The sequence below is a fragment of the Methylosinus sp. is20ea genome (genome assembly GCF_059718135.1).
The window spans coordinates 2,170,586-2,184,787 of the sequence record NZ_AP046088.1 but is presented as its reverse complement, the minus strand read 5'-3'; the positions used below and the strand labels follow the sequence as shown (position 1 = coordinate 2,184,787).

Annotated in this window: 12 protein-coding genes; 9 read left to right on the top strand and 3 right to left on the bottom strand. The window is 65.1% G+C overall.

The annotated features are described in order from the left end of the window. The first annotated feature begins 61 nt into the window (after positions 1-61). Both AC6IY7_RS09945 and AC6IY7_RS09940 read left to right on the top strand, forming a co-directional pair. Entirely contained in the window at positions 62-2,329 is a 2,268-nt protein-coding gene (locus AC6IY7_RS09945) for a TonB-dependent receptor (RefSeq protein WP_497778797.1), read from the top strand. A 173-nt stretch (positions 2,330-2,502) separates the two neighbouring features. Then, complete coding sequence (locus tag AC6IY7_RS09940; RefSeq protein WP_497778796.1) at positions 2,503-3,675, top strand: T6SS phospholipase effector Tle1-like catalytic domain-containing protein; 1,173 nt, start codon at positions 2,503-2,505, stop codon at positions 3,673-3,675. 31 nt (positions 3,676-3,706) lie between these two features. Here AC6IY7_RS09940 and AC6IY7_RS09935 read toward each other — a convergent pair whose 3' ends face one another. Then, the gene (locus AC6IY7_RS09935) at positions 3,707-3,988 is read right to left on the bottom strand and encodes a BrnA antitoxin family protein (RefSeq protein WP_497778795.1); all 282 of its coding nucleotides are present in this window, start codon (positions 3,986-3,988) and stop codon (positions 3,707-3,709) included. Positions 3,989-4,163: 175 nt separating this feature from the next. On the opposite strand from AC6IY7_RS09935, the gene dnaG reads away from it, so the two are divergent. From dnaG to AC6IY7_RS09900, 7 genes are all read left to right on the top strand, one after another. Then, positions 4,164-6,077 (top strand): DNA primase, encoded by a 1,914-nt coding sequence (gene dnaG, locus AC6IY7_RS09930; protein ID WP_497778794.1) that lies wholly within the window; start codon positions 4,164-4,166, stop codon positions 6,075-6,077. Positions 6,078-6,335: 258 nt separating this feature from the next. Then, the gene (gene rpoD, locus AC6IY7_RS09925; protein WP_497778793.1) at positions 6,336-8,345 is read left to right on the top strand and encodes an RNA polymerase sigma factor RpoD; all 2,010 of its coding nucleotides are present in this window, start codon (positions 6,336-6,338) and stop codon (positions 8,343-8,345) included. 10 nt (positions 8,346-8,355) lie between these two features. Further along, the gene (locus AC6IY7_RS09920; protein ID WP_497778792.1) at positions 8,356-8,625 is read left to right on the top strand and encodes a DUF4160 domain-containing protein; all 270 of its coding nucleotides are present in this window, start codon (positions 8,356-8,358) and stop codon (positions 8,623-8,625) included. Further along, on the top strand, positions 8,618-8,899 hold the full coding sequence (locus AC6IY7_RS09915; protein WP_497778791.1) for a DUF2442 domain-containing protein: 282 nt from the start codon (positions 8,618-8,620) through the stop codon (positions 8,897-8,899). The genes AC6IY7_RS09920 and AC6IY7_RS09915 overlap by 8 nt, the downstream gene beginning before the upstream one ends. A 42-nt stretch (positions 8,900-8,941) precedes the next feature. Continuing rightward, complete coding sequence (locus AC6IY7_RS09910) at positions 8,942-10,789, top strand: Eco57I restriction-modification methylase domain-containing protein (RefSeq protein WP_497778790.1); 1,848 nt, start codon at positions 8,942-8,944, stop codon at positions 10,787-10,789. Positions 10,790-10,828: 39 nt separating this feature from the next. Beyond that, on the top strand, positions 10,829-11,446 hold the full coding sequence (locus tag AC6IY7_RS09905; protein WP_497778789.1) for a Uma2 family endonuclease: 618 nt from the start codon (positions 10,829-10,831) through the stop codon (positions 11,444-11,446). Between the two features lie 4 nt (positions 11,447-11,450). Further along, complete coding sequence (locus AC6IY7_RS09900; RefSeq protein WP_497778788.1) at positions 11,451-11,822, top strand: DUF983 domain-containing protein; 372 nt, start codon at positions 11,451-11,453, stop codon at positions 11,820-11,822. Between the two features lie 401 nt (positions 11,823-12,223). Here the strand turns inward: AC6IY7_RS09900 and AC6IY7_RS09895 are convergent, their stop codons facing one another. Further along, the gene (locus AC6IY7_RS09895) at positions 12,224-13,531 is read right to left on the bottom strand and encodes a glycosyltransferase (protein ID WP_497778787.1); all 1,308 of its coding nucleotides are present in this window, start codon (positions 13,529-13,531) and stop codon (positions 12,224-12,226) included. Positions 13,532-13,543: 12 nt separating this feature from the next. Continuing rightward, a complete protein-coding gene (locus AC6IY7_RS09890; protein ID WP_497778786.1) occupies positions 13,544-14,134 on the bottom strand; it encodes a TetR/AcrR family transcriptional regulator in 591 nt (196 codons plus the stop codon). Between the last annotated feature and the right edge of the window lie 68 nt (positions 14,135-14,202).

Sequence of the window (14,202 nt, the reverse complement as noted above, 5' to 3'; positions counted from 1 at the left end):
AGTTGACCGCGACCACGGCTGTATGATCAACTAAGAAAAAAAACATACGGAGCCGGGGAGCATGACCAGCCGACGCAGCGCGAGACTGTCCACTATCGCCTTGACGGCCGCGCTCTGGAGCGGCGCGGGCGTCGCTCAGGAGTCGCTGCCGGAGATCGAGATCGGCGCAGAGCAACCCGCCGGGCGCTCCTCGACCGCCGCCCTGGCCCCCGAGGCGAAACCCGCCGCAACGATCGATGCGTCCAGCCAGGAGATCACCACCGGCGAGAAGCTCAATTCGACGCCCTTCTCGCGCCCCGCCGAGGCGCTCGAGAATGCGACGCCCGGCCTCGTCATCACGCAGCACAGCGGCGAGGGCAAGGCGAACCAATATTTCCTGCGCGGCTTCCAGCTCGATCACGGCACGGATTTCTCGCTGACGCTGGACGGAATGCCGATCAACATGCGCACCCATGGCCATGGCCAGGGCTATGCGGACGCGAATTTTCTGATCCCCGAGCTCCTGGGCTCGGTGGTGGCGCGCAAGGGCCCCTATTTCGCCGACAAGGGCGACTTCGCCTCCGCCGGCGCGGTCGACATGCAATATGTCGACAAGGTCGAGCCGGGCTATTTCTCGGCCACCGGCGGCAGCTTCGCCTATGGCCGGCTGCTCGGCGTCAAATCCTTCGAGGTGAATGGCGGCAATCTGCTCTCGGCCATCGAATCCAGCATATACAACGGCCCCTGGGACCGGCCGGACGAGGTGCGCAAGATCAATTCTGTGCTGCGCTGGTCGCGCGGCACGCAGGAGGACGGCGTCTCCATCACCGCAATGGCCTACGCCAATCGCTGGTTTTCCTCCGACCAGATCCCCTCGCGCGCCGTCTACGGCGGGGTCATTCCGCTCTGGGGCAATATCGACCGCACCGACGGCGGCGACGCCAGCCGCTTCAGCCTCTCGGCGCGCTGGAGCCAGACCGACGGAAACAGCGCCTCGCGCATAGAGGCCTATGCGATCCGCTCGACGCTCGATCTCTACAATAATTTCACCTATTTCCTCGCGCAGCCCGACCTCGGCGACCAGTTCCGCCAGTTCGACCGGCGCACGGTGCTCGGCCTCAACGCGCAGCATGCGATCAAATACGAGCTCTTCGAGCTGCCGGTGGAGACTCGCTTCGGCCTTCAGACGCGCTACGACAATATCCGCGTCGGCCTGCAGGACACATGGCGCCGTCAGGCCTATGACTCCATCTCCAACAGCCAGGTCGTCGAGGGCAGCGTCGGCCTGTGGACCGACACGGCGATCCGTTGGACCCCCTGGCTGCGCACCGTCACGGGCGTGCGTTTCGACTATTACGGCGCGAGCGTCGGCAGCGTGCAGGACCCGCTCTCCGCGCCCAAGGACGGCAATGGCGATCCCATCTGGACAGGACCGTGGAACTCCGGCTCCAAGAGCGCGACGCTCGGCAGCCCCAAGGTCAGCATAATTCTGGGGCCGTTCGAGAAGACCGAATTCTTCTTGAATTTCGGTGAGGGCTTCCACTCCACCGACGCGCGCGGAACCGTCACCAATCTGAGCCCGGCGGACGGCTCCCAGGTCGCGACCATTCCCCTGCTGGTGAAGTCGCGCGGCGCCGAGATCGGCGCGCGCACGCGATTCTTCGAGGGGCTCGAATCCTCGGTCTCCTTCTGGTGGCTGAACTTCGACTCGGAGAATCAGTTCGAAGGCGATTCCGGCAACACCGCCTTCGGCCGGCCGAGCCGGCGATATGGCGTCGAGATCAATAATCACTATTCGCCGCTGCCCTGGCTGCATTTCGACGGCAATGTGTCGCTCGCCCATTCGCGCTTCCGCGGCGTCGACCAGCGGCAGGCGCTGGCCTGGATCGATCTGCTGCAGCCCGGCTCTTTCGGATATGGGACCTATGTCGGCAACGCCCCCGGCAATTACATTCCGGACGCGCCGAACATAGTGGCGCTCGGCGCGATCGAGCTCGGCGAGGCAAAGGGCTGGTTCGGCGCGCTGCGCTATCGCTATTTCGGCCAACGGCCGCTCACCGAAGACGGCGCGATCAAATCGCCGGCGACCGGCTCGCTCAACCTGCGAATCGGCTATCGCTTCGACAATGGCTGGAAGATTCAGGCGGATGCGTTCAACGTCACCAATTCGCGCTCCGACATGATCACTTATGGCTATGGATCGCTGATTCCGTCCGATCCGCTCTATGGCCTGTGCAAGGCGGGCGTCGCGCCGGGGAATGTCTGCTCGGTCGGCGTGATGGGCCGTCATTTCAAGCCGATGGAGCCGCCGGCGGTGCGCGTCACGGTGAGCGGGCCGCTGCCTTTCTGAGCAGAGGCCACGCGACTTTCATTTCACGATCTGGCGTCGTGCGGGAAGCTCGGCTAGGCTGACTTCCCCGCGCGACGCATCGAACTCGCCGCCTTTTCGGCCTTCGTCGCGCAAATCCATTTTCCGGCGCGCGATTTTTTTCGACGCTCCGATTCGTTGCGAAAGAGGCGATTATGTCCGACATAAAGGCCAAGAAGAAGCTCGTGATCTTCTGCGACGGCACCTGGAACGAGCCGACGAAGCGCGGCACCAATGTCGTCCGCATGCTGCAGGCGACGGATTTCGCCGACGCCGACGACCGGCCGCAGCTCACCCATTACATCGCCGGCGTCGGCACGCGCAAAGACGAGAAAGTCATCGGCGGCGCATTCGGCTTCGGCATCTCGGACAATATCAAGGACGCCTACGCCTTCATCGTCAGCAATTACGAGGTCGGCGACGAGATCTATCTCTTCGGCTTCAGCCGCGGCGCCTACACCGCCCGCAGCATCGCCGGGCTCGTTCACAATCTCGGCGTTCTGCACCGCTGGAATCTGCCGCTCGTCTCGATCGCCTATGACCATTACAAGGACAGAGCGGACGAATGGCGGCCGAATGGCGCGGCGGCGCAGAAGTTTCGCGATGAAAATTGCCATCCCTATCCGGTGAAGATCAAATTCCTCGGCGTCTGGGACACGGTCGGCGCGCTCGGCGCCCCCTATGGCGAAATTTTCGGCCGGCTGATCGACAAATTCTTCCAGACGAGCTTCCATAATGTGACGCTGAGCACCAGCGTCGACGCCGCCTATCATGCGCTGGCGGCGGACGAGCGTCGCTGGCCGTTCCGGCCGACGCCGATCGCGCTCACCGACTATCATCGCGCGCGCAACGCGGCGAACCTCGCGGAAAAGGGCTTTCCGCTCTATGCGGAACGGTGGTTTCCGGGCGTCCATTCCAATGTCGGCGGCGGCTACCCAGAGCATGGCCTCTCCGACTATGCGCTGGTGTGGATGGCCGAGCGCGCCGCGCAGAATGGTCTGAAGCTCCTGCATTTCCCCGACGTCAAATTCTCCGTCGACCGCCCCTTCGGGCCCGATCCGGCGGAAAAAATCGAGAACAGCCAGACTTTCGGCTATCGGCTCGCGACGGTCTTGCTCGTGAAGCTGCCGGCGACGCTCGGCCTGCCCTCCGTCTATCCGAAGGAGGATCAAGGGCTCGCGAAACATGTGAGCTGGACCGGCGATTATTTGAGGCCGATCGACCCTGCCGAGGATTCCGCTCCGGTACGCGAAAAGGCCGATGTCGACGCTTCCTATCGTCCGAAGCAGCAGCCGCCCGTCGTCGCTGCGCAGACGGAGACGGTCTAAGAGAGGGAGCCCGGGTGAGACGCGGGCCGAATCAGCACAGGCGCTCTCTCATATGGAAGCGCAGCACGACGTTGATGCGCCGCTGATAGCCGGGACCTTCCTTCTTGAAAAAGTCGACGAGGTCCTGGTCCAAGCGAATGGAGATCGCCTGCTTCTTCGGCGGAATGACGACCTCCGCCTTGCTCCAGTCGATGGGCTCGAATTCCGCCCAATCGGGATCGCCCGCTATCGCCGCGTCGATGTCGGAATCCGCCCGCTCATCAATGCGCTGCGGGGCTTTCGTCGAACCGTTCTCGGCCGAGTTACCTTTCACTCGTCTTCGTCCCCGAGGCCCGAGCCTATAGCACTCGCCGAAGATCGACGTATATACAATCGCATGTCACGTCGAGTCGGCGACGCGCCGCAACAGGCCGATCGCATTGTGGGTAGCGGGCACAATCGCCGACGCCGCGCGCGCCGGGCGCTGCGACAATGCTACTAGGGGCACGATGCGATACCCTCCCTCCTTCCTCGACGAAATTCGCGCCCGCGTGCCGGTCTCCGCCGTGGTCTCGCGGAAGGTCAAGCTCAAGAAGGAGGGGCGCGAGTGGCGGGGCCTCTCGCCCTTCAACGCCGAGAAGACGCCCTCCTTCTATGTCAACGATCCCAAGGGCTTCTTCCATGATTTCTCCTCCGGCAAGCATGGGGACGGCTTCGCCTTTCTGATGGAGACGGAAGGCCTCACCTTTCCCGAGGCGGTGGAGCGGCTGGCCGGAATGGCCGGCCTGCCCATGCCGGTCGAGACCAAAGAGGCGCAGGAGGCCGAGGAGCGCCGCGCCTCGCTGACCGAAGTGCTGGAATGGGCGGCGCAATTTTTCGAGAAGCAATTGCGCGGGAGCGTCGGCGCCGAGGCGCGCGCCTATCTCGCCCGCCGCGAGCTGGGCGAAAAGGAGCAGGCGCAGTTTCGCTTGGGCTTCGGGCCGGGCGAGCGCTATGCGCTGCGCGATCATCTCGCCGCCAAGGGCGCCAGCGTCGAGACGATGACCGAGGCCGGCCTGCTCGTCCATGGCGAGGATATCGCCGTCCCCTATGATCGGTTCCGCAATCGGATCATTTTCCCGATCTGCGACCGCTCCGGCCGCGTCATCGCCTTCGGCGGGCGGGCGATGGAGAAGGACGCCAAGGCCAAATATCTGAATTCGCCGGAGACGCCGCTCTTCCACAAGGGCGCGACGCTCTACAATCTGCACAATGCCCGCAAAGCCGCGCATGAGGCGGGAAACATCATCGCCGTAGAGGGCTATGTCGACGTCATCGCCATGACCGCGGCGGGCTTTCCGCAGACGGTGGCGCCGCTCGGCACCGCGCTGACGGCCGATCAATGCGGCCTGCTCTGGAACCATGCCGAAGAGCCGATTCTCTGCTTCGACGGCGACAAGGCCGGCCGCAACGCCGCTTTCCGAGCGATCGACACGGCCCTGCCGCTGATCGGCCCCGGCCGCAGCCTGCGCTTCGCTCTGCTGCCGGAGGGGCAGGACCCGGACGAGCTCTACCGCTCCGGCGGCCCCTCGGCCGTGGCGGCGGCGGTGGCGGCGGCGCGCCCGCTGGTCGAGCTGCTCTGGGCGCGGGAGACCGAGGGCGTCCCGCTCGACACGCCGGAGCGGCGCGCCGCGCTCGAGCGCCGCCTCGGCGAGCTCGGCCGCGCCATCGCCGACGAGACGCTGCGCCGTCACTATCAAAAAGAATTTTCCGACCGCTGCAATTCGCTGTTCGGCCGCGCGCGCGGCCCGTCGCCACGCCGGCCGGACATGCGCCGCGGCGGCGGCCCGCAGCGCTTCCGCCGGGATTTCGAGCCCTCGCGCGGCCCGCTGACGATCGGCGCGGCGCTCGCCAATTCTCCGCTCTATCGCGGCACGACGCCGGCCATCGTCCCGAGAGAGGCGCTGATCCTATTGATTTTGATGAATCACCCGGATCTCCTCGCCGCCCATCTCGAGGCGGTGACGGCGCTCGACTTCGCCTCGGCAGAGGGCGAGAAGCTGCGCGCCGTGCTGGTGCGCAGCCTCGCCGACGGGGCGAGCGCGCGCGAAGAATTCGCTCGCGCCGCCGCCGCGGCCGGGCTAGAAGCTTTTTGCGAGCGGCTGGCCGGCATGGGCGCCCATGCAACCCTGTGGAGCGTGCGCGCCGAGGCGGCCCCGGCGGACGCCGCCGAGAGCCTGCGCCAAGCTCTCGTCTTGCAACATCGCGTGCGCGCATTAGATAAAGAACTTCGGAAAATCGAGGCGAGGTTGGCGACGGCCCCCAACGACCACGATTCCGCGCGCTTAAGCGATATTCAGGCGCAATTGAACGCGCTCGATGGAACCGAAGCCGCTCTCGACGGGTTCGGTTCCCAGTCGGGCCGTTCGTCGAGAAGCCTTTGACCCGCAAGCCGAACGGCCGGCGAGCCAAAGCTCTACCGATCTGGTTAGGTCGACGTTAAGCCCTGGCCGCGACTGTGGGCCTGGGCGAATCGGTCAAACCCGCTGCGGAGACCGCCGGCTTGTCTCGAGACCCGCTCTGTGGTTTTCGTTGAGCTCTGTGGTTTTCGTTAAAATGCGGCGAGCGAAAAAGTGAACGATCCCGGCATGGCGCGGCCTTCGGCTCGGGAAGGCGGCGTGGGGTGGGGCTTGGAGCGAAGAATGGCGAAGAAAGACGAGGAGAAGGTCGAAAACGAGGGCGCGGTCGCGGTGGAAACCGCCGACGGTCCTCTGCTCGACCTCAACGACGCCGCCGTCAAGCGGATGATCAAGCTCGCCAAGAAGCGCGGCTTCGTCACTTACACCGAGCTCAACGCCGTCCTGCCGTCCGAGGAAGTCTCCTCGGACCAGATCGAGGACATTTATGCGATGCTCCAGGAGATGGGCATCACCGTCTCCGAGGGCGAAGACCCCGATGAGGCCGAGGGCGAGGAGCAGGCGGAAGAGGAGGAGGCCGAGGGCGGCGAGCTCGTCGAGACGCCCCGCGCGACCGCCGTCGCCACGCGCACATCCGAGCCCGCCGACCGCACCGACGATCCCGTGCGCATGTATCTGCGCGAGATGGGCTCGGTCGAGCTGCTGTCGCGCGAGGGCGAGATCGCCATCGCCAAACGCATAGAGGCGGGACGCGAGGCGATGATCGCCGGGCTCTGCGAGAGCCCGCTGACCTTCCAGGCCATCATCATCTGGCGCGAGGAGCTGGAGGCCGGCAAGGTTCTGCTGCGCGACATCATCGACCTCGAGGCGACCTATGCCGGGCCCGAGGGCAAGAACGCCGGCAAGCCTCCGGTCACGCCGCAGGATCTCGCGCCCGCCACCGCGCCGCGCACTCCGCCGGCCGCGCTGGGCGACGCCGGCGCGCCGGCAGAGGAGGCCTTCGAGGAGGAGGACGACCTCGAGAATTCCGTCTCGCTCTCCGCCATGGAGACCGAGCTCAAGCCCAAAGTGCTGGAGACCTTCGCCCGCGTCGCCGACGCCTATAAGAAGCTGCGCCGGCTGCAGGACCAGAATGTCGAGAACAAGCTCAAGAATGAGACGCTGACCCCGGCTCAGGACCGCAAATACAAGCAGCTCAAGAAAGAGATCGTCACCGACGTCAAGTCTCTCTCCTTGAACCAGAACCGTATCGAGGCGCTGGTCGAGCAGCTCTACGACATCAACAAGCGCCTCATCGGCTATGAGACCAAGCTGCTGCGCCTCGCCGATGCGCAGGGCGTGCAGCGCGAGGACTTCATCGACAAGTTCCAGGGCTCGGAGCTCGATCCGAAATGGATCATGCGCGTCTCCAAGCTCGGCTCGCGCGGCTGGAAGGAATTCGTCGCCAACGAAAAGGACCGGATCAAGGAGCTGCGCGGCGAGATTCACGCGCTGGCCACCGAGACCGGCCTCGAGATCGCCGAGTTCCGCAAGATCGTCCATATGGTTCAAAAGGGCGAGCGCGAGGCCCGGCAGGCGAAGAAGGAGATGGTGGAGGCGAACCTCCGTCTCGTGATCTCCATCGCCAAGAAATACACCAATCGCGGCCTGCAGTTCCTGGACCTCATCCAGGAGGGCAATATCGGCCTGATGAAGGCGGTCGATAAGTTCGAATATCGCCGCGGCTATAAATTCTCGACGTATGCGACGTGGTGGATTCGTCAGGCGATCACGCGCTCCATCGCGGATCAGGCGCGCACGATCCGCATTCCGGTGCATATGATCGAGACGATCAACAAGATCGTGCGCACCTCGCGCCAGATGCTGCACGAGATCGGCCGCGAGCCGACGCCGGAGGAGCTGTCCGAGAAGCTCGCCATGCCGCTGGAAAAAGTGCGCAAGGTGCTGAAGATCGCCAAGGAGCCGATCAGCCTGGAGACGCCGATCGGCGACGAGGAGGATTCGCATCTCGGCGATTTCATCGAGGACAAGAACGCCATTCTCCCGATCGAGGCGGCGATCCAGTCCAATCTGCGCGAGACGACGACGCGCGTATTGGCCTCGCTGACGCCGCGCGAAGAACGCGTGCTGCGCATGCGCTTCGGCATCGGCATGAACACCGACCATACGCTCGAGGAAGTCGGCCAGCAGTTCTCGGTGACGCGCGAGCGCATTCGCCAGATCGAGGCGAAGGCGCTGCGCAAGCTGAAGCATCCGAGCCGCTCGCGGAAGCTGCGGAGCTTCCTGGACAATTGAGTCAGCGGCGATGCCGACGATCGCTTCGTTCTACGGCATCGCCATTCAAATGTTTTTCGACGACCACAACCCACCGCATTTCCATGCGCGCTATGGCCGCGCGAAAGCGCTGGTCAGGATTGCCGATGGAAAGATCATCTCGGGCGAGTTGCCGCCGACAGCGGCGCGGATCGTCCGAGAATGGGCGCTGGCCAGAAAGCCGGAGCTTGAAGAAAATTGGCGCCGGGGACTGTCTTTTCAGCCCCTCGAGCGCATAGCGGGACCCGACCACGATGGCTGAATTTCCCATGGTGGATGTGATCAAGCTGAAGCCGCTCGACGGCTTCAAGCTATGGGTGCGATTTACCGACGGGTCCCAGGGCGTCTGCGATTTTACCGCAATGATCGCCGAAGACGGACCAATGATCGTGCCCTTGCGTGAGGCCGCCTATTTCAATCGCGTCTTCGTCGAAATGGGCGCCCCGACCTGGCCCAATGGTTTCGACATCGATCCCATACACCTTTATATGAAAATGAAGGCGGCCTGCCTGCTGGAGCATGTGGCCACGGCGTGAGCGCACGAATGCCGCCGTCGCTCGTCGATACTTGCTTCCGTCATGGATGAACCCGTTGCGGCCAATACGCGCAAGCGCCGCGGCGTCGTCTACACGCCCGCTCCCATCGCCCGTTTTCTCGTCGCGCGCACCATAGCGCTCACGCTCGACGAGCGGCGCGCCGCTCTCCTTGCGCAGCATGGCGGATGCGAGACGCCCGCTTTCTGGCGCGCATGGCTCGACGCTCTTCGTTGCTTCAGGATCATCGATCCCGCCTGCGGCGATGGCGCGCTTCTCGACGCCGCCTTCGACGAAATGGCGCGACGCTATGAGGAGACGGCGCTCGGCGCGGCGATCGCGCTCGATGCGGCGCGCGAGACGATCGCCAATAATCTCTTCGGCGTGGACATAGATGCGCGCGCGGTGGAAGCCGCGCGCCGCGCGCTGTGGAGCCGATGCCCGCAGATCGCCGCGACGAGCGAGCCTGAAGGCTCGCGGTCCAGTCGCCGCCTCGGACAGCGAGCCTTCAGGCTCGCTCTCGATCCAAACCGTCCTCACGACAATTTGCGCGTCGGCGACAGCCTCATCGACGATATTGCGGCGCGCGAGGGAGGCTTCGATATCGTCATCGGCAATCCGCCCTATGTGCGGATGGAATATCTGAAAGCGGCGAAGCCCTATCTCGCGAAACATTACGCCGTCGCCGCCGAGCGCGCCGATCTCTACGCCTATTTCTTCGAGAAGGGCGTGCGATTGCTGAAAGACGGCGGACGACTGGGCTTCATCTCCTCGTCGAGCTTCTTTCGCACCGGCGCCGGCGAGAGCTTGCGCCGCTTCCTCGCCGAGAATGCGACGATCGAAAGCGTCGTCGATTTCGGCGATTTGCGCGTCTTCGACGGCGTCGTCACCTATCCGGCGATCGTGACGCTGAAGAAGAACGCCGAGCGCGGCGGTGTGTCCTTTCTGCTGTTGAAGGATCGCGCGCCGCAGGATCTCGAAACGGAGTTTGCGGAGAATGCGCGGCCCATGCCGCAGACGCGGCTCGGCGCCTCCTCCTGGCGCTTCGAGGAGGAGGCGCTGGCGCTGCTGCGCGCGAAGATCGCGCAGGGCCGCAAGACGCTGCGCGAGGTCTATGGATCGCCGCTCTGGGGGATCAAGACGGGGCTCAACGCGGCTTTCGTCATCGACGGCGCGACGCGCGACGCGCTCATCGCCGCCGATCCGCGCAGCGCCGAGATTTTGAAACCCTATGCTCGCGGTGGAAGCATCGGCCGCTGGCGCAGAGCGAGCGAGGATTGGCTCGTCGATGCGCCGAAAGGCGCTTTCGACATTGCGGAATATCCGGCCGTGGAGGCATGGTTCGCGCCGCTGCGCTCACGGCTCGAGGGCCGCGCCACGCGACAAAAATGGTTCGAGCTGCAACAGGCGCAGCTCGCCTATCGCGCCGGCTTCTCGGCGCCGAAGATCGTGTTTCCGGATATTTCGCAAGGGCCGAAATTCGCGCTCGACGACAGCGGCGCGCTCATCGACGCCACCGCCTTCTGCCTGCCCTGCGCCGATCTCGCGCTGCTCGCCTTTCTCAATTCGCGGCTCTGCTGGTTCGTGCTGCATTCGGTGTCCAATCCGCTGCGCGGCGGCAAATGGCGGTTGCGGCTGAAGACCCAATATTTGGAGCCGCTGCCGCTGCCCGATCTCGATGCGCAGGCCACGGAACGACTCGCGGCATTGGCGCGCGCCAATGGCGAGGCCGCCCGCCGGCGCAGCGAGACCGACGACCCCGACGAGGCCGCGCGCCTCTCCGCCGAGATCGAGAGCCGAGAAAGGGAGATCGATGCGATCGTCTACGCCTTCTTCGGTCTCTCCGATGCGGAGACCGCGCTTCTCGAAGCCTCGCTCGCGGGTCAATATTGACACGCGAAATCCCGCCCGGATTGCGCTATATTGCGCCGCATGAACCCGCATCTGCGCCCGATCGGCCTTCCGCTCGAGACTCAGGCCGCCGAGGGACTCCCCCGGCGCTGCTGGAGCGTGGCGGAAATCGAGGAGATGCTCCGCGCCGGCATTATCGATGAAGACGAGCGGTTCGAGCTGATCGGCGGGGAGGTCGTGCCAATGTCGCCGAAGGGCGCCCGACACGAATGGGTGAAGATCGCGGTTAATCGCTTCCTTATCAAAGCAGCGCCCCCACATCTCGAGGTTGCCCCGGAAACAACGCTACGCCTCGATGCGCGCACCTTCGTCGAGCCGGATTTCTGCGTCTTTCCGCGCGATCTGCCCCTCACCGCCCTCGATGGGCCGGCGGTGCTGCTGGCGATCGAGATCGCCGATTCGAGCCTCGCCTATGACAAGGGCCGCAAGATCGGCGTCTACGCCGCTTTCGGCGTGCGCGAGGTCTGGGTCGTCGACGCCGTGCGGGCCGTGACCTTCATTCATCGCCGGCTTGGCGCGGCGGGCTATGCGGAGATCGTCGAGCACGCCAGCGTAGCGCGCCTCGAGCCCATGCTCGCGCCCGAGCTCTCCTTCAGCCTCGCCGAGCTCGGCGTGACGCCTGGCGCGGAGAAGCAGTAATCCCATGACGCCGACGACGATCGCCCGGCCATCGACGACCACGGCGCTGCTGCGCGGCTTTCTGCGCAAATGCCCACGTTGCGGGTCCGGCGCGCTCTTCGACGGCTATCTGAAGCGCGCGGACGTCTGCCCGCATTGCGCGGAGAGCTTCATCGGCGTCGACGCCGACGATGGCCCGGCCTGGCTCACCATCGGCGTCGTCGCTCATATCATCGTTCCGCTGCTGATCTTTCTGGAGACGCGCGCAACGCTGTCCTATGGCGCAGAGGCGGCGCTGGCGCTGTCCGCGACCATCGTTTCCACCCTGCTGCTGCTGCCGCTATGCAAGGGGTTTTTCATCGCGGCGGTGTGGTCGCTGTCGAAAAAGACGGACTGACGCGCGGCCGCGCGAAAGACGTTGAAGGCGAAGATCGCCGTCGCTGCGAAAGTCATGACCGAGCCGGCGATCGTCACCGACTCGCCCCAGGCGAGACCACGCAGGACAGCCGCAATTCCCGGCGCCATCAGCGACAGGCCGAGGACGGCGAGGCTGAGATGCGCGACGGCGAGCCGCGCCGCGCGCTCCGGATGCGCCTCATAGAACAGGCCGGCCAGAAACATCGCGACCCAGCCGACGAGATTTATATGCGCATGCACGGGGGCGAGAGCGAAATCATGCGCTGCGCCCATGTGCATTCCGAGCGCCATGCCGATGAGCGCGAAGATCATTCCAAAACGTAGAAACCAAGCCGAGATCATTTTTCGTCCTTTCATTTCATGAGCGCGCGCGACGCCCGCTCACGCTCCTACGGCGTTGCGCAGCGGCGCCCGTGCGGCGCGGATCATCGCCTCGACCTCATCGGCGACGCGCTCGGCTCCGCCGCCTTCTTCCGCGATCGCCCGCGCGAGCCTTTGCGCATTGCGAGCGAAGCTCGGCTCATCCAGCAGCCGGCGGATGGCGGCGGCGATCTCGGCCGCGCTCGCTTCGCGCGGCAATCGCAAGCCGACGCCGTGATATTCGACGCGCGCGGCGTTTTCGCCCTGGTCGCGGCCCATGGGGAGCACGAGGACCGGCGCGCCGGCGCGAAGCGCGCGCAAAGTGGTGCCATGGCCGCCATGGGTGACGACGCAGGCGGCGTGCTGGATGATGTCGTCATGCGAGCCGCCGTCGAGAATCTCGACATTGGGCGGCGCGGGAAGCGAACGCCCCGCGAGCGCGGCGCCGAGCGTCACCACGCCGCGAATGGGAAGCGCGCCGAGCGCTTCGATCGCCGCGGCGAGCGTGGCCTCCTGCTTCTGATAGGTCGTGCTGAAGGAAACGAGCACGCTCGGCCGGTCGTCGGATTTCGGCGCGGCGCTTTTGACCGCCCATCCCGGCTGCTCGAGCAGCGGCCCGACATAGCGCACATGAGACGGCAGCTCGTCGGCGGGAAAATCGAAGGCTTTCGCCGTGCCGAGCAGCAGCAGGTCGGCGCGGAACTGATCCAGCGTCCGTGTCAGTGGCGGCAGGCCGAAATGGGCGCGTGCGGCGTTGATCTGCGGCAGGAAGGCGTCGAACAACGCGTCGACCCTTGTGGCGGCTTCGAGATCGCGGCGACGCTCGTCGTCATTGGCGGCGGGGAAGAAGCCCGGACCGAAAGGCGGATGGCCGGGCAAGGGGACGAGGCTGACATTGGCGGCGAGCAGCGCATGCGGAAGGTCGAGCGCTTCCGCCGCGACCATTCCGCCGAACAGAACATCGGAGCCGATGATGGCGTCGGTCGGCTCCGCTCGCGCGGCCTCGACGACATCTTCCGCATAGCGGAGCGCCGGGCCGAGAAAAATGGCTCGCGCCCAGGCGATGAAGGCGGAGAGGTCGTCCGGCTGCTCCCAATCGCGCGCGAAGCAGCTCTGCGGAGAGCGGTCGGGCCGGTTGGGCGCGCGCTTCCAGGGCAAAACGCGGGCGCCGGCGGCGCGCGCTTGCGGCAATATGCTGTCGTCGCCGATGAAGCGCACGTCATGTCCGCGCGCGGAAAGCGCACGGATCGCGGCGATCGTCGGCGGGACATTGCCGCCGCCTTCCCAGCCGAGCACGAGCAAATGGGATTTGTCGGTTCGCAAAGTCATATCCATTGCTCCTCAATGCAAAATTTCAGCAATCAGCGCGGACATCAGCCGCACGGTTTCCTCGATCGAATGCCCCTGCGTTCGACGAAACAGGAACCAGCTCCAAACATCGGTCGCGACGAGCAGATGCGAGAGGCGAGTGAGGCGCTCGCCCTCGGGAAAAGCGGCGAGGCGCGGCGCGAATATGTGTTCGACCCAGCGCCGATGGCCAGTTCGGCCGTTTTCGAGCGTCGCGGCGATCTCTGGGATGCGCCCTTCGAGTGAAAGCAGACGCAGCACCATCTCGCCGGTCGCTTCGTAATCGGCGACCACGATCGCAGCCGCGCCGACGAGGTCGCCCGTCTTTGTGGCGGCGCGCCGCGTCTCGATCTCATTGCCGATGTGGCGGGTGAATGCGGCGAGCAGTCCCGCCTTGCCGCCGAATCGGCGGATGACGGTCTGGCGCGTCGTGCCGGCGCGGTGAGCCACATCGTCGAGCGTGAGCTCATCGTACCAGCGCTCTTCCAAAAGAGCGCGGAAACCCGTGACAATCGCGTCGTCGGTCTCGCGAGAGGCCGCGGCGCGCGCCGTTTGAACATAGCTTCGCTTGCTCGTCAATTTCATGATACAATGAGTATCACGAAATTTGCGCAAGCGTCAACGGACGTGCGAGACGCCTTCGGTCCGACGAT